At 65.8% G+C, this 15,311-nt stretch carries 13 protein-coding genes; 6 read left to right on the top strand and 7 right to left on the bottom strand.

The genetic code is table 11. The annotated features are described in order from the left end of the window. Positions 1-81: 81 nt before the first annotated feature. On the top strand, positions 82-1,728 hold the full coding sequence (locus NL126_RS19475; RefSeq protein ID WP_255196551.1) for a thiamine pyrophosphate-binding protein: 1,647 nt from the start codon (positions 82-84) through the stop codon (positions 1,726-1,728). A gap of 124 nt (positions 1,729-1,852) precedes the next feature. Continuing rightward, positions 1,853-2,686 carry a response regulator gene (locus NL126_RS19470; RefSeq protein ID WP_255196550.1) on the top strand — a complete coding sequence of 278 codons (834 nt, stop codon included), beginning with the start codon at positions 1,853-1,855 and terminating at the stop codon, positions 2,684-2,686. Positions 2,687-2,749: 63 nt separating this feature from the next. On the opposite strand, the gene NL126_RS19465 is transcribed toward NL126_RS19470, so the two are convergent. Together NL126_RS19465 and NL126_RS19460 are read right to left on the bottom strand one after the other, a co-directional pair. Continuing rightward, entirely contained in the window at positions 2,750-3,043 is a 294-nt protein-coding gene (locus NL126_RS19465) for a HalOD1 output domain-containing protein (protein WP_255196549.1), read from the bottom strand. Positions 3,044-3,250: 207 nt separating this feature from the next. After that, on the bottom strand, positions 3,251-3,562 hold the full coding sequence (locus NL126_RS19460; RefSeq protein ID WP_255196548.1) for a DUF7344 domain-containing protein: 312 nt from the start codon (positions 3,560-3,562) through the stop codon (positions 3,251-3,253). Positions 3,563-3,851: 289 nt separating this feature from the next. On the opposite strand from NL126_RS19460, the gene NL126_RS19455 reads away from it, so the two are divergent. Continuing rightward, positions 3,852-6,776 (top strand): PAS domain S-box protein, encoded by a 2,925-nt coding sequence (locus tag NL126_RS19455; protein ID WP_255196547.1) that lies wholly within the window; start codon positions 3,852-3,854, stop codon positions 6,774-6,776. Between the two features lie 12 nt (positions 6,777-6,788). On the opposite strand, the gene NL126_RS19450 is transcribed toward NL126_RS19455, so the two are convergent. From NL126_RS19450 to NL126_RS19440, 3 genes are all read right to left on the bottom strand, one after another. Then, complete coding sequence (locus NL126_RS19450; RefSeq protein WP_255196546.1) at positions 6,789-7,892, bottom strand: 3-hydroxyacyl-CoA dehydrogenase; 1,104 nt, start codon at positions 7,890-7,892, stop codon at positions 6,789-6,791. Next, positions 7,889-9,199: an APC family permease gene (locus NL126_RS19445; protein ID WP_255196545.1), complete on the bottom strand. Its 1,311-nt coding sequence runs from the start codon at positions 9,197-9,199 to the stop codon at positions 7,889-7,891. The genes NL126_RS19450 and NL126_RS19445 overlap by 4 nt, the downstream gene beginning before the upstream one ends. A 97-nt stretch (positions 9,200-9,296) precedes the next feature. Then, positions 9,297-10,439 carry a sensor histidine kinase gene (locus tag NL126_RS19440; RefSeq protein ID WP_255196544.1) on the bottom strand — a complete coding sequence of 381 codons (1,143 nt, stop codon included), beginning with the start codon at positions 10,437-10,439 and terminating at the stop codon, positions 9,297-9,299. 288 nt (positions 10,440-10,727) lie between these two features. Here NL126_RS19440 and NL126_RS19435 point away from each other — a divergent pair, with 288 nt between their 5' ends. Next, complete coding sequence (locus NL126_RS19435) at positions 10,728-11,000, top strand: DUF378 domain-containing protein (RefSeq protein ID WP_255196543.1); 273 nt, start codon at positions 10,728-10,730, stop codon at positions 10,998-11,000. Between the two features lie 84 nt (positions 11,001-11,084). Here NL126_RS19435 and NL126_RS19430 read toward each other — a convergent pair whose 3' ends face one another. Beyond that, positions 11,085-11,624, bottom strand: a complete 540-nt coding sequence (locus tag NL126_RS19430; RefSeq protein WP_255196542.1) for a CDP-2,3-bis-(O-geranylgeranyl)-sn-glycerol synthase — start codon at positions 11,622-11,624, stop codon at positions 11,085-11,087. Between the two features lie 311 nt (positions 11,625-11,935). Continuing rightward, positions 11,936-13,237, bottom strand: a complete 1,302-nt coding sequence (locus tag NL126_RS19425; protein ID WP_255196541.1) for an RNA-guided endonuclease InsQ/TnpB family protein — start codon at positions 13,235-13,237, stop codon at positions 11,936-11,938. Between the two features lie 224 nt (positions 13,238-13,461). Between NL126_RS19425 and NL126_RS19420 the strand changes: the two genes are divergently transcribed. Together NL126_RS19420 and NL126_RS19415 are read left to right on the top strand one after the other, a co-directional pair. Continuing rightward, positions 13,462-14,670: a CBS domain-containing protein gene (locus NL126_RS19420; RefSeq protein WP_255196540.1), complete on the top strand. Its 1,209-nt coding sequence runs from the start codon at positions 13,462-13,464 to the stop codon at positions 14,668-14,670. 312 nt (positions 14,671-14,982) lie between these two features. Further along, positions 14,983-15,219, top strand: a complete 237-nt coding sequence (locus tag NL126_RS19415; RefSeq protein WP_255196539.1) for a hypothetical protein — start codon at positions 14,983-14,985, stop codon at positions 15,217-15,219. The last annotated feature ends 92 nt before the right edge of the window (positions 15,220-15,311 follow it).

The following is a 15,311-nucleotide window of genomic DNA, read 5'->3' as shown; positions in this document are numbered from 1 at the left end:
GCATCGTTTGACCGGGGATGCGTTTTTCTACCGACGCCCTGTTTCGCCGCCCATGCGACCCGACCAATCCGGGGGAGACCGATGACGCGGAGCACCGACGCCATCGTCACGCTGTTCGAACAGGCCGGCATCGACACCGTGTTCGGGTTCCCGTGTGAGCAGATGGACCCGTACTACGCCTCGCTCGCAGCCTCCGAGGTCAGACACGTTCTGGGGCGAAGCGAAGCGACCGCGGCGCTGATGGCCGACGGCTACGCCCGTGCCAGCCGGACGGCGGGCGTCGTCGACGGCGTCAGTGGCCCGGGTGCCGCCTACATCGGCGTCGGCCTGTGTGAGGCCGCCGGCGCGTCCTCACCTGTCCTCGCGCTCACAGGCGGGAACGACCGCGAACACCGCGGGAACGGCGTGATTCAGGACGGCGACAACGCGGCCATCCTCGACCCGTTCGTCGCGTCGAGCTACGACGCCGAAACTCCCGCCAGAGCGGTCGAGGCCGTCGAGCACGCGCTGCGGGAGGCCACCGCCGGCGTCCCGTCACCCACCCACGTCAACCTCCCCGAGGACGTGATGAACGCCGACACCGACCGCGAACCCCGTGGCGACGTCGACGCTTCGTACCCCGGAACGCGCCCCGGCCCGAGCGACGAGGACGTGGCCGCGGTCGTCGAGCTGCTCACAGACGCCGAGCGCCCGGTCGTGGTCGCCGGCGAGGGCGTGATTCGCGCCGACGCCTGCGAGGAGCTCACGGCGTTCGCCCACGCCGCGGACGTGCCCGTCGTCACCTCGATGAACGGGAAGGGCGCCATCGCGGAGACCGACCCGCACGCGGTCGGTGTCGTCGGGCGCTGGGGGTTCTGTCAGGTCGCGAACGACGCGGTCGAGGAGGCCGACCTCGTCGTCGGCGTCGGAACCAGATTCGGCGAGTTGACGAGCGTCGGCTGGACGCTCGTCCCTGAGGACGTGCCGCTGGTCCACGTTGACCTCGACCCCGAGTGGCTCGGTCGGAACTACGAGCCCACGGTTGGGATTCGCGCGGACCTCGAGCCGACGCTCGCGGCGTTCGCTGACGCCGCCACAGGTGATTCGGCCCGCGCCGACCGCATCGCCGACCTGGATGCCGCCCGTGCCGACTGGCGCGAGCGTCACGCCGACGACCTGCTGAGCGACGACGCGCCCATCAAACCACAGCGCGTGATGCACGAACTCAACGAGCGGATTCCCGGGTCGGGTATCCTGGTAAGCGCCACGAGCTTCCCCGGCTTCTTCTCGGGTGCGTTCTACGAGACGAAGGAGGCGGGCGTCCGCTACCTCCAGGCCCGCGGGAGCGACGGCATCAACGTCTGTCTCCCCCAGGCACTCGGGGTGCAGGCAGCCCGCCCGGACACGCCGGTCGTCGCGCTCTCGGGCGACGGCGGCATCGGCTACCACCTCTCGGAACTGGAGACGGCGGCCCGCGAGGACCTCCCGGTGACCGTGGTCGTCACGAACAACGACTCGCTCGGCTCCTCGAAGATGAGCCAGCTCGGGGGGTACAACTTCGACATGTCCACGGACTTCCACCCCGAGGTGGACTACGCGGCCGTGGCTCGCGGCTTCGGCTGTGCCGGCGAGGTCATCGAGGACCCAGAGCGGTTCGGCCCGGCGCTGGAGGCGGCGATGGCCAGCAACCGCCCGACGCTCCTCGACGTGCAAGTCGACCCGTACGCCGCCCCACCCGTGCTGGTCTGAGTCGGTGCCCACTACGTCGTGGCCGAGCGCGCGTCCGACGGTACATATCACGGAAGCAACTAGCGCGTTGATGGCCACCACCGCGTAAGTATACACTTGACGGCGGACTCAGATACCGGGGTGTATGGGCCCAGCGAATCGAGTCGAAAGGGGTAGCGACGAGCTGAGTAGCGCGGAACTGTTCGAGATTCTCCAGTCCCGGCCCCGTCGGCTGGCGCTGTTCCACCTCCGACAGCACGGCCGCGCGACCATCGAGGAGTTGAGCGAGGTCGTCGTGGCGCTCAGTTCCTCCGACGCGGACACCGCGGTCGACGAGGCTGCCACCACGGCCGACGAGGAAGCCAGTGGCAGACCCACGGACGAGACGCAGGCGTACAACCTGCTCCGTCACCGCGACCTCCCCGTGCTCGAACACTACGGGCTCGTCTCCATCCAGCCGGACAGCGGCACGGTCACGGTCGAGCAGCTGCCGCCGTCCGTGGCAGAGTGGCTCGACCTCGCGACGCGCCAGGAGCTGCGCAACGAGCGGTTAGCCACGACCGAGGAGGCGGACGAGGCGTCGACCGACCGGCTGCGAGTGCTCGTCGTCGACGACGACACCGACTATCTGGCACTGACGGAGGCGTATCTCGACGACGCGACGTTCGACGTTTCGACCTGCGAGAACGCACTCGACGCGTTCGCTTACCTCGACCGTGGCGAGTTCGATTGCGTCATCAGCGACTACCGGATGCCGTCGATCGACGGCATCGAGCTCCTCACCGAGGTCCGGAACTCCTACCCAGACCTGCCGTTCCTGCTGTTGACCAACGAGGGCAACGAGGCGGTCGCGAGCGATGCCATCCGGTCCGGGGTCTCCGACTACGTCGTCAAGGGGACGGACCCCCAACTCCTGCGCGAGCTTGGCGATCGCGTGCGGGACCTCGTCGAACCGACAGACGCCGTCTCGAACGCATAGGCACCGACCGGGGCGACGCCACTTCGCGGTCGGGAACGTCGACTTGGCCTGTCGCTGGCGCGCTCAGTCGGCGTCGGCAGGGAGCTCGACCAGCGCCGCCTCGCCGTCGCTGTCGAGTCGAATGCGGTAGCCGAAGTAGGTGAACTCGACCGTCACGGCCGTGGCGTCGGCCGGTGGCGTCGCGAAGCTGTGTTGCAGGAGCCCACCGAGCGTCGGCCACAGCCGGGGGAGGTCGTCGATGTCACAGTCCGCTACGTCCGCGACCATCTCGAGGAACGACAGCTCGACGTTCCGCACTGCCGGGTCGAACGGACGCCGATGTGTCGGCTCTGTGCTCGCGAAATAGTCCGTCTCCATACTCCGCCGTCTCACCACCGTGACGAAAGGGTTGTTTCCAGATACTATGCGAGTAGCGTGGGGTGGGGTACGCGCTCCCTCGGTCGCGGTGGCAGGCCATCGGCCGCTGAAAACCGGTACGCGGACCGCTGTGTCCACTCACCGTCTCGTGGTTCGAACGTCGGGAGGAGGGAGCCCGTGTCACGACGCGTCACAGGTACACGGCTCCTAGCTGAGTGTCTCTCCGAGCAAGGACGACAACTGGGCTATCGCCGGTTCCTTGGCGACGACCTGTTCCTCCTGGCGGTCGAACTCGAGGGCGTCCACGTCGGCCAGCAGCGGCACGTGCTGGTGGATCAACGAGAGCCGTACCGTCTCGGGTGGGTCGGTCCGTGCTTCCCGGAGGTAGACCTCTCTGGTGAGTTGATCGAGCGTCATCGACGACTCGGGCTCGAGGGCGTCGACGAGGATGCGCCGCCGCTCGTCTGCGAGCACGTGGTAGTAGCTGTCGAGCGTCTGTGGCTCGATATCCTCTGGCACTGGTGCCGAACCCGTCTCGTTCGGAGTTTCTTGTGTGTGGCCCATTGCAACTGTCCCCACGATGTGGGAACTCGTCCTGATGGACTCACGGGACGCCGGTAAGAGTTCGTCCGGAAATATGTGGGTCGCCGGGGTCGCCGCCCACGTGACCACCGTGCGAGATTGTTTCCAGTTCGTACACAGATGCAACCCAGGTTATTGGTAGATGCATGAAACTCCGTTCCAAATGCCTCCCCGGTTACCCTCCGTCGACGGAGTCTTGATACGTGGGGACAACGATGGGGAGCCGATGACCAACACGTCGCTGACGGGAGCCTTGCGGGAGACGCTCGCCGTGTTCGCGGACGCACCGCCCGGCCAGCCGCTCACCACGACGGAGGTCGCGGCCGCCCTCGATTTGGGTCGGCGCAGCAGCTACGACCGACTCGAGCGACTCGCTGAAGGTGGCCACCTCGAAACCAAGTCGGTTGGGGCTCGCGGGCGGGTGTGGTGGCAGCCGGTCGAGCCCGACCGACGGGACCGCGACGCCGGGGGCGTCGACCAGACGTTCCAGTCGCTCGTCGCCGCCGTCGAGGAGTACGCGATCTTCGTGCTCGACGCCGATGGATACGTCGAGACGTGGAATCCGGGCGCTGCGCACATCAAGGGGTACGAACGCGCCGAGGTCGTCGGGCAACACGTCTCGACGTTCTACACCGACGACGACGTCGCCGACGGGGTCCCGGAGCGGTTGCTCGGTGAGGCCGCGGAGAGTGGTTCCGTCGAGACCGAGGGGTGGCGTGTCCGGAAGGACGGCACCCGGTTCTGGGCGTCGGTCACGCTCACGGCGCTGTACGACGACGACGGCGACCTGACGGGCTACGCGAAGGTGACCAGAGACGAGACCGACCGGCGCACCTTCGAGCAGCTCCTCAAGCACCAGCGCGACGAACTGAAGGCCGAACTCGACGAGCTGTTCGACCGTCTCTCCGAGGGCTTCTTCCGTCTCGACGAAGCCGATCGCGTCACCTACGTCAACGACCAGGCGGCCGAGCTGCTGGGCGTCGACCGGACGGCGCTCGAGGGCGAGCCGCTCGACGCGTTCGACGGCTTCGACACGACGTTCGCGGAGTTGACCGACTACGACGGGAACGGTGGCGGCGAACTCGAGTTCGAGACGTACCACGAACCGCACGACACGTGGCTCCACGTGACCGCGTACCCAGGCAGGCAGGGCATCTCGGTCTACTTCACGCACATCTCCGAGCGGAAGCAGCGACAGCGCGAGCTCGAACGCTACGAGACCATCGTCGAGACGATAAGCGACGGCGTCTACGTGGTCGACGACACCACCGGCCGCTTCACGATGGTGAACGACGCGTACGCAGCGATGACCGGCTACTCGAAGAGCGAGCTGGTCGGTAGCCACGTCTCGATTGTCGTCGACGACGAGACCATCGAGACGGCCCAGCGCAACCGTGACGAACTGCTGGCTGGCGAGCGGGAGACAGGCCGCGTCGTGGCCGACCTCCAGACTGCGAGCGGGGGGTCCGTGCCGTCGGAGGCCACGTTCACGCTCCTCTCGGACCCGCGAGCGGACGAGCCGGCAGAGCGGGTCGCGGTCGTCCGGAACATGTCCGAGCGCATCCAGCGCGAGCGCGAGCTCGAACGCTACGAGACCATCGTCGAGACCGTCGACGACGGCATCTACATCGTCGACACCGACTACAACTTCCAGCTCGTGAACGAGGCGTACGAACGGTTGACGGGGCGCTCGCGCGAGGAGCTGCTCGGCTCGCACATCTCGACGGTGGTCGACAGCGACACCGTCGACCTCGGCACCGAACTCCGAGAGGAGCTCGAACGCGGGATGGGGTCCGGCGGCGAACTCGAACTGGAGATGACAGCAGCGGACGGGGAGGTGCGGACGGTCGAGATCAAGTACGCACCGCTGGAATCCGACGGGGAGTTCCTCGGCACGACTGGCATCATCCGCGACGTCACCGACCGCAAGGCCTACGAGCAGGAGCTGGAGCGTCGCCGCCGCAAGCTCGTCGCGCTCGACGACCTGAACACGGTCGCCCGCGAGATTACGGCGACGGTCATCACGCAGTCGACGCGCGACGAGATCGAACGGCGGCTCTGTAGCCACCTCGCGGCCTCGAACTCGTACGACGCCGCGTGGGTCGGCGGCATCGACGGTCCGAACGGGTCGGTCAGCTACCACGCGATGGCAGGTGTCGACGGGGCGGTCGATGCGGACGTCGAGCCCACGAGTCCGGACTACGAGGCGGTCGTCACGCAGGCCGTCGAGACACAGGAGATGCAGGTGGTGACGGACCTTCTCGACTGGGGTCCCTCCAGGCCGGTCGCGGCGTGTGACGCCCCGGACGAGGCCTATACAGCCGCGATCATCCCCATCGCTCACGAGGGGACCGTGTACGGCCTGCTGCACGTCTACGCCGCCCGTCAGGGGGCGTTCACGGGTGAGGAGCGGACGGTCCTCTCCCAGCTGGGTGGTGTGGTCGGGCACGCGGTCGCCGCGGTCGACCAGAAGCGGGCGCTGATGAGCGACGAACTCGTCGAACTCGAGTTCAGTACGACGGACTACCAGCGAGCGTTCGGGATGGCGTACGACGGCGACGGCCAGGTGACGCTCACTCGGACCGTGCCCATGGGCGAGGACGCGTATCTCGTCTACGGCACGGTGAACGACGACGGTATCGACCTGCTGACGACGCTCGCCGAGTCGCTCCCACACTGGGCCGACTACGACGTGCTGGATACGACTGGCGACTCCACCAAGGTGCAGGTCCGGCTCAACGGGCCACCGACGCTCGCCGCCGTCGCCGCTCACGGTGGCCGCGTCGATGAGATCGTGTTCGAGGCGGATCAGGCGTCGATGCGGGCCCACCTCGCGCCGACGACTCCGGTTCGAGAGATCATCGACATGGTCCGTGAGACGTATCCGACGACGAAACTGGTGGCCCGACGGCAGATCGCCCAGCCCGTGGACGGGCCCAGCAACGTCCAGCAGGTGGTACTGGAGTCACTCACGGACCGCCAGCGGACCGTCATCGACGTCGCATACAACAGCGGCTTCTTCGAGTCACCTCGCCTGTCGTCCGGTGAGGACGTCGCGGACACGCTCGACATCACTCCCTCGACGTTCCACCAGCACCTTCGAAAGGCCGAGGAGAAACTCGTAGAAGCCGTCCTCGAGACGGCAGTCTGAGCGGCCCGTGGCTCAGAACACCGGCTCGTAGACGCCCGCGCCAGTCTCCTCGTGTCGCGTTTCGAGCGTCTCGCGCAGGAAGTCGGTGCCGAGCATCGCCTCGATGTCGAACGGGCCGGTGTCGCCGCCGGAGCCACGCTGCAGGATGTCGTTGACCGTCTCGCGGTCGGCGACGCCGTCGTCGACCAGTCGGTAGGCCTCGTTGACGAGCGCGGCGACGACGGGCGTCACGTCGTGGCCGGCCTCGACCTCGGGCAACAGACAGGTCTCGCCGTCCCACTCGAAGAACCCCTGTCCGGTCTTCTTGCCGAGGTCACCGGCGTCGACCATCGCGTGCATCCGGTCGTGGACGGGCTCGGGTGGGGCGTAGCGGTCGCCGTACGCCGCCGAGAGGTTGTCGACCGTCGCGAGATGGACGTCGATGCCGATGAGGTCGATGAACTCGAGGGGGCCGCGGTCGAAGCCGATGTTCTGTGCGGCGCGGTCGATGGCCGCGGCTTCGGCCTCCAGGAGTTCCCACGTTCCGGCGCACTTGATGCTCGCCGACAGCCGCGAGAGGCAGTTCGCGCGGTACTCGGCGTGGAGGCGGATAGGCTGTCGGCCCATCGCCTCGGCCACTTCGGTGGCTCGTTCGAGCGCCGCGTCGGTCGCGTCGTCGCCCGAGATCTCCACGAGGTCGCGCTGGATGGCTGGATTGGCGAAGTGGAACAGCACGACGCGCTCGGGGTGGGTCGCCTCGGCAGCGATGTCGCCCGGCGTGAGCGACGAGGTGTTGGTGCCGATGACCGCATCGGGAGCGAGTACCTCTTCGAGCGAGGCGAGGAGGTCACGCTTGAGGTCGAGGCGTTCGGGGACGGCCTCGACGACGAACCCGCAGTCGGCGAGGTCGACGAGGCTGTCGCTGTACTCGATGCGCGCTGCCGGGTCGTCCGGGTCGAGGCCCGCGCGGTCGAGCGCGGGGACGAGGTCGGTACTGTGGTAGTCGAACGCCGATTCGAGCGCGTCGGCATCGACGTCGACGAGCGTGACCTGGTAGCCCGCGTTCGCGAGCAGGCCCGCGATGTCGCGGCCCATCAGGCCCGCACCGACGACGCCGGTGGTGAACTGGTGTGTCATGTGTCGAGTGAGGTTGGTGTCGAAGTTCGGTTGCGCGTCCGGGACAGGTAGACGCCGCCGCCGACCAGCAGCAGCCCGAGCCAGCCGGCGAAGATAGTGGGCTGATTGGCGGCGAGCAGCGTCAGGAGGAGCAGATTGAGCGGGACCGCGAGCGCGGCGAGTCCCGCCACGAGTCGCGGCGAGAGGCCACCGGGCGGCGTGAGGTCGTGGGCCGGGTCACGGACCACGGCGATGGCTGCCAGCATGACAGGGACGACGAGGAACGCGCCACCGAACCCGAGGAGCGTTCCGAGGTCGGCGATGGGGAGCGGCGAGACGAGCGCCGCCACCGCGAGCACGTAGACGACCGCGAGCCCCCAGTGAGGGGTGTCGAACCGGTCGTTTCGTGTCGCCAGCACCGCGGGGAAGAGCCCGTCGTCGGCCAGCACTTCGAGGTACTTCGGGGTGATGATGTAGACGGCGTTGATGCTCGTGACGATGGCGAACAGCGCGCCCCCGACCACGAACAGCGACTGCAGGCTGGGCGAGAGGAACTGTTCGGCGGCGACCGCGAGTGTCGCGTTCGCCATCGCCTCGCCGGCGACGCCCACCGCCACGAGCCCAATGCTCGCGTAGATGACGAGCACGAGCGGGACGCTGACGGCGAACGATTTGGGGATGGTGATGGTCGCATCGCGGATCTCGCCGCCGATGTCGACGACGAAGTTCGCGCCGAGACAGACGAAGTAGAGGATGCCGGCCGCGGTGACGACGCCCACGGCGCCACCGGGGAACAGCGGGCGGAGGTTCGCGGGGTCGACGTTCGGGACGCCGAGGACGACGAACGTGCCGAGTGCGGCGACGAGCCCGACGAACAGCACCAGTTGGGCACTCGCGGCCGGTTCGAGACCGAGGAGGTTGACGCCGAAGAACAGCGTCAGGAGCAGGAACCCGACGAGCGTCGGATTCGTGGGGAGCAGCGAGTCGACGTACTGGCCGGCGGTGAGCGCGTAGAGCGGGAGCCCGCCTGCGAACATACTCACGCCGAGTCCCCACGCGCTCAGGAAGGCGAGCGGTCGGGAGACGAATCGCGCCGGGTAGCGGTAGTTGCCACCCGTCGTGGGGAACGCCGCGCCGAGGGTCGCCGTGGGGACGAGCCCAAGGATGGCGATGCCGAACGCGACGGCGAAGGCGACGACGACGCCCGGACCGGTGAGCCCGACGGCGACGCCCGTGAGGCTGAACAGCGCGCCCCCGACGATGAGGCCGACCTCGATGGCGACGGCGTGGAGGAGGCCGACCGAGGGCGTGGAGTCAGGTGGCGACACGTCAGAAAGATTTCCTGACCGTCGTATAAAGGTGCTGCCGAGTAACACACCGCCGTGACACCCCCCGAGGCCACGTTTCGTCGCGAGCGCTCGCTCGTTAGGCGACGCGTTCGAACTCGAAGACGACGACCGACCCTCGTGGGTCGTTGTCCTCGATGTGGACCTCGCCGCCGTAGCGCTCGACGAGCGTGTCCACGAGATAGAGGCCGAGCCCCTGCCCGATGCTCTCGGGGCCCTGCTCGCCGGCGTTGAAGTACTCGGTCTTCCACTCGTCGGGGATGCCGGGACCGTTGTCCGCGACTCTGACGAACCCCCGGTCCTGGCTCGTCTCGACTCGGACCGTGACGTGTGGGTCGTCTGCGTCGTTGTGGTCGATGGCGTTCCGAATGACGTTCTCGAACACCGCCGGCAGGAGTTCGTCGGCGCGGACGGTCACGTCGCTGTACGCCTCGAACTCGACGGTCGCCGCCGGATACGCCTGTCTGACCGCCTCAACCTCGTCGCTGAGGACGGGCGTGAGCGCCAGGGGCAGCAGTTCGACCTCGCCGGAGACCGACCGGACGAGCGCCCGCACGTTCTGAATGAGGTCGACGACGGTCTCCGCGCGGTTCTCGTTCGCGTCGAGGAGCCGCTGGACCTCGGGGTCGTCGACCTGTTCGGACAGTCGGTCGGTGTTCGCCATGATGACCTGCATCCCGTTGAGCACGTTGTGTCGGAGCAGTTCGTTGACGAACAGGAGGGTGTCGCGCTGGTGTTTCGCGTCCTCGGCTTCGACGGTCTCGCGGACCGTCGAGACCCCGATGAGCAGGCCGGCGATGCCACCCCCGCCTGCGGCCAGCAGCATCTCCTGGATGAGCGTCGGTTCGGAGATGGGTTCACCTTGACTCACCTGGAACGCGGTGACGAACGCGACGATGGCGACGACGCCGGCGAGTCCGAGCATCGTCCACAGCCCGGCCCACCAGAGCCGTCGGCCCTCGAACGCCCCCGATGCGAGCCAGTAACCGCCGTAGACGAGCACGAGCGAGAAACTGGCGAGCAACAGCACCTCGATGATCTTCAGGATGAGTTCGAGTGGTCCCGTCCCGACCACGCTCCCCAGATACAGCGCCTTCACCACGATGAGATACCAGAGCGAGAGGCCCGCCAGTGCGAGCCCGACACCGCTTATGACCCACGCGGCCCAGTGCTGCTCCCCGAACCACGCCTGGAGTCGGTCGGTGCCGATACTGGTGCTCATTAACATACCACATATCCTTCAACTACATATAAGCTAGCATCAGTTTTAGGTCGCTGAACCGGGTGAAACCCAGACTCTCGGTAGGTGGGGCCTCTTTCAGCGGTGGAAGGATGAGATTATCTCTGCGCCGAGTGCGAGCGGACGAACGTCGGCGAGGCCCGCTATCGACCCCGGGGGCGAAAGGACATCCTGCCGGTCGGCGTTCCGTGCACGATATCGATGACCGGAGATAAACGAAGTTCCGGGATTATGCTCTCAGCCGCCGTCCTAGATGTCGGTGTAACCACAATGCAGACTGACGGCACGGTCCGTGCGAGCTATCTCGACTGGACGTCGCTCATCCTCGTCATCGTTGGCGCTATCAACTGGGGGCTCGTCGGTATCGGGAGCTTCTTCGACGCCAACTGGAACGTCGTGAACCTCATCTTCGGGTCGATCCCGACGCTCGAGGCACTCATCTACGTCGTCGTCGGGCTCGCCGGCCTCTACGAGCTGTACTTCGCGTACCAGCTCTACGGCGCGCGCTCCGAGTCCCGGATGCGCGAGCGCAAGACCGCATAACGCGGCTCTCGGCGTGACGTATCGAACGGTGACTTCCGGTTTTTGCGTACCATGTGACTGCCGAGCGGTCGCTGTGCGCGCTGGTCACCACGGCTCGTTCTTCAATCCGAGCAGGTACGCCCCAGCGTTCGTCGCGAGGTGAACGAGCGGGGTGACGACGAGGACGGCGGCGAGGACGGGCAGGGTGAACGTCGCCGTCGTCCACGCGGGTGCGACCACGACCGAGAGCGCCAGGGCCGCGACAACGAAGCCGAGCTGGTCGACGATGGGCAACGGCGCGCCACGCTCTCTCCCCGAGCGGCGCTTCAGGAACGAGCCGGTGAGGTCACCCAGCATCGCGCCGAGCGGCAGACTGACGACCACCGGAAGGGGGAACGTGGGCAGGCCCGGCGAGAGGGCCGGGGCGAGCGTGTTCTGCCCGAGTGCGAGCCCGATGCCCGCGAGCGTTCCCCCGACGAAGCCGCGCCACGTCTTGCCGTCACCGAGGAGGCGCCGGCCACGCCACGTCCGACCGCCGTCGATGGGGTGGCCCCCACCGACGACGACCGCGGCGCTGTTCGGGAGATACGCTGGGAGTATCGCCCACAGCCCCACCAGGACGGTCCATACGATGTCGACTGCCACGACGAGTGGGGTTCGAAGCCCGGGGGCTTGAGCGTGGGGTCGCGGCGAACGTGTGTTCAAGCGCCCGCGTCTCGCAGTTCTCGTCTGCACTCCGCACTACGGGAACGGGACCGATTGTCCTGTTCTCGCTCGTGAACCGATAGTTGCTATATGGAATCTCGTGGTCTGGAAGGAACTACGATCTGGAGAAACCATACTGCGTAGGTGCGTGAGCACTCGATAGTGGCTACCGTAGTTCGTCGACGAGAGCCGTCGTCGCGGTCTCGACGATATCAGCCGCCAGACGGCCCTGCCAGAAATCGATGTCCTCGTCAGTAACCCACGACTGAAGTCGTGGGTTTGTCAGTGGACTCCCCTTCTACCGTCGAATCGACGGAGGCGTGGAAATCGCCGTTCAGGTTCAGCGTCCCTGACGGTAGCGCACACTGACAGGGTGCGCCTCCACTCGAAGACGTCTGCCCCGAGTGGAGTCGTTTGAGCAGTTTGCGAGCGATGTTCTTGCTCGCGTTGTAATCCGCATTCAGTTCGTACTCGCACTTCTGACACACGAACTGGTGCTTCGACCGCCGATTCGACTCGTGCGTAAACCCACACGACGAACACCGCTGAGAGGTGTACGCCGGACTCACCTGCTCAACCTCGATGCCGACCATCTCGGCTTTGTATTCGACGTACTGGTAGAGGCGTCGGAACGCCCACGCGTGGAATCGCTTCGCACCAGCCATCCGCTTCCGGATGTCGGTCAGGTTCTCGAACGCGATATGCGTGCAGCCGTGGTCGCGGGCTTCGTCGAGAATCCGGTTCGAGGCACGATGGAGTTCGTCCTGCATCCAACGGTGTTCGCGGTCGTTCATCGACTGAATCGAAAGGTGTGCCGACCGCGTTCCCGTCTGTTGCATCGACCCGCGCGTCTGCTCGAACTCACGGCGTCGATGATTCATCTCGTCGGCGTTCCCGATGAACGCGCCCGTCGACGTCACAGCGAGCGAGCCGTCCACGTTCAGGTCAACGCCAAGGACTGTTCTGTGCTTGGCGTCTTCAGAATCAGTTGTGGACTGCTCATGCTCAGATGTGGCTCGGCGCATCCGGGCGTGAAGGTAGAACGACTCTGTGGGGCGGTCATACTGCAACGTAGACATACGGAACTCGTAGTCCTCGTTCAGCAGGTACTCGCCAATCGGTGTTCCCTCGGGGTCGTCGGGAAGCACGTAGTCGCATTCGACGCGACCGTTCACCGTCGAAAGCGAAACGTGGTCACGGTGGAACGTCGCACTCCGTTTGTCGTAGACGACGCTCCACGCATCGAAGTGTGGTTGACTCGTATTCTCCCCGTTCTTGAGTCGGGCGACACCGCTTTTGGTGGCCTCGACCGCGCGTCGAATCCCCTTCTGAACGAGGTTCGCGGTCAACTCCGTCTCGGTTCGGAGTCGCTCGTAGAGGGCGTTCTCGGCCGTCTGTTTCGAAGTCACGCAGTAGTCGTTCGGGTATCTCCACGCCCAGTCTGCGGTGGTGTTCGCACAGTGGAGGAACTGGTTTTTGGTCTGATGGAGGTCGTCGCACCGCTCTGTGGGTACGTCGAGTTTGATCTGGACGGTGCGAATCACGTCCTCCATCCGTGTTTCACATATCGAATTGACTTTTTATATATTCTACGACTGGAGTGGGGGAGTCGGACTGCTATCCCTCGTGGTATAGTTCGAATCTTGTCGGATTCCCCCCACGGCTGAAGCCGTGGGCTTCCTCCTTGCATTTGTGTGAGTCTGTCAGTCTCGAGGGCGAGGTTTTAGCCTTGAAACACCCTTAACCGTCCAGCGCTCCTCTGGATAGAGACTACACCATGGATATCTCAGAGATTCTTTCGACCAACTACACCGAGTTCGACATCGGCACGCCGCTCTCGAAGGTCGCCGGGGCGTTCGAGAATCAGGAACTCGATGCCGTCGTCGTAACAGACGGCGACGAGTATCGCGGCGTCGTCAGCCGCCGACAGCTGGCGTCCTCGTCCAACCAGCCCTCGGCGAAGGTCGGCTCACAGGTCCAGAACGTCCCGACGGTCGACCGCACCGAGGACGTCCGCGAGGTCGCGCGGCTGATGATCGGCAGCGACGCCAAAACGCTGCCCGTACTCGACAACGACCGAGTTGTCGGTGTGGTGACCGGCGATGCCGTCCTCGAAGCCGTTCGGCCGTTCCTCGACGCCGTGACCGTCGACGACGCGTACACGGCGGAGTTGATCAGTGCGACCCCGGAGACCACCATCGGGAAGGCGCTCAATCTGCTTCGAGAAGGCGGAATCGCCCATCTTCCGGTCGCCGAGGGGGACGACCTCGTGGGCATGGTGAGCCTGTACGACGTCATCGACTTCACGACGCGAGGCGGCAGCAAGAGCCAGGGCGGGTCGTCGGGTGGCTCCGGTGGCCGCGGCGGTGGCGGACAGAATCGTGGCGGGTTCGGGGCTCGCGAGGGCGATTCCGACCGCATGCTCGATCTGCCGGTGCGGAACCTGATGTCCGATGACGTATTCACCGTCGAACGTGGCGCGCCGCTCGACGAGGTCGTCGCGACGATGTTCGACCGAGAGATCTCCTCGCTCGTCGTCACGGCCGACGAGACCGGTCGGCCGGTCGGTATCATCACGAAGACGGACGTCATCGAGGCGCTCACCTGGGAGCGCGACGACCGGAACGCCGTGCAGGTGTTCGGTCTCGAGCTGCTGGAGGGGATGGACTACGACGACGTCTCGGCGTTGATCGAGGACATGACCTCGAAGTACGGTGAGATGAGCGTCATCAAGGCCAGCATCGAACTGCAGGAGCACAAGGAACAGAGCCGGGGGGTGCCGCTGATCCTGGCACGGATTCGACTGGTCACCGACCGCGGCTACTTCACCGCCGATGGAGAAGGCTACGGGGCCTCCCACGCACTCCGTCTGGCTGCGAACGCGCTCGAGCGCCAACTGCTGAAAGGGAAGACGTACGGGCAGTCGAAGAAGGACCCCGACATGGAACCCCAGGAGCATCTGTACGGCTGGTGGCTCGGTGGATAGCGGCGGCTCCTCTTGTACAGGGTTCGTGTGGAAGGCTGACGGTGCCGTACGCGGAACCGGGAACGCTACAGCCCCGGGCTACTGGGTGGCGCCCTCCGATTTGATAGCTGTGGCGTGCTGTAACTAGCGGGTGTGTTCGGCACCAGTCGCCGGGTGGTTTCACATTGTGAGGGCTGATTCTTCGACCTCTTGCAGCAGTTCGGTGGAGTGAACGGTCGATGCTGACTGAACTGCGACTCCGTCTGCCCCCCGACAGATATGTCCCAACTGGTATAAGGTAGCCGCTAGTCTACCGAGCGAGGTTGATAACTAATGGGTGTTCTTGACTCGTTTGGCGCGTTAGTCAGTAGTATCATCGCATCGATCGTTCTGTTGGTGTTCGCAATTGTCAGCTACTTCATCACTGTGTTCATCGTTCAGGTGGGCGCCGGGCTCGCCGGATATTCGCCCAGTGGGGATTTCGTCGCGCTTTCCGCGGCGGTACTCGCTACGGGCGCCATCGTTGCCGGTTCGACCCCGATGTCGTCGCTGAGCGGAATCACCGAATAGCGCCGTCTGCCGGTGATACCACTCCGTAGAAGACATCTGCTGGGTCTGGTTCAGACGGCCGGTTGACACGCTCTCTGTCTCGACCGACCCAG

This window comes from Halorarius litoreus, from assembly GCF_024362405.1.
GTDB classification, from domain to species: Archaea; Halobacteriota; Halobacteria; order Halobacteriales; family Haloarculaceae; genus Halorarius; species Halorarius litoreus.
Note: the sequence above shows the minus strand (reverse complement) of the source record. Positions and strands in the feature narration are given on the sequence as shown.

Coding starts and splice junctions, on each gene's coding strand:
- NL126_RS19475 (WP_255196551.1), top strand. CDS start 82: ATGACGCGGAGCACCGACGCCATCGTCACGCTGTTCGAACAGGCCGGC.
- NL126_RS19470 (WP_255196550.1), top strand. CDS start 1,853: ATGGGCCCAGCGAATCGAGTCGAAAGGGGTAGCGACGAGCTGAGTAGC.
- NL126_RS19465 (WP_255196549.1), bottom strand. CDS start 3,043: ATGGAGACGGACTATTTCGCGAGCACAGAGCCGACACATCGGCGTCCG.
- NL126_RS19455 (WP_255196547.1), top strand. CDS start 3,852: ATGACCAACACGTCGCTGACGGGAGCCTTGCGGGAGACGCTCGCCGTG.
- NL126_RS19450 (WP_255196546.1), bottom strand. CDS start 7,892: ATGACACACCAGTTCACCACCGGCGTCGTCGGTGCGGGCCTGATGGGC.
- NL126_RS19440 (WP_255196544.1), bottom strand. CDS start 10,439: ATGAGCACCAGTATCGGCACCGACCGACTCCAGGCGTGGTTCGGGGAG.
- NL126_RS19435 (WP_255196543.1), top strand. CDS start 10,728: ATGCAGACTGACGGCACGGTCCGTGCGAGCTATCTCGACTGGACGTCG.
- NL126_RS19425 (WP_255196541.1), bottom strand. CDS start 13,237: ATGGAGGACGTGATTCGCACCGTCCAGATCAAACTCGACGTACCCACA.
- NL126_RS19420 (WP_255196540.1), top strand. CDS start 13,462: ATGGATATCTCAGAGATTCTTTCGACCAACTACACCGAGTTCGACATC.
- NL126_RS19415 (WP_255196539.1), top strand. CDS start 14,983: ATGGGTGTTCTTGACTCGTTTGGCGCGTTAGTCAGTAGTATCATCGCA.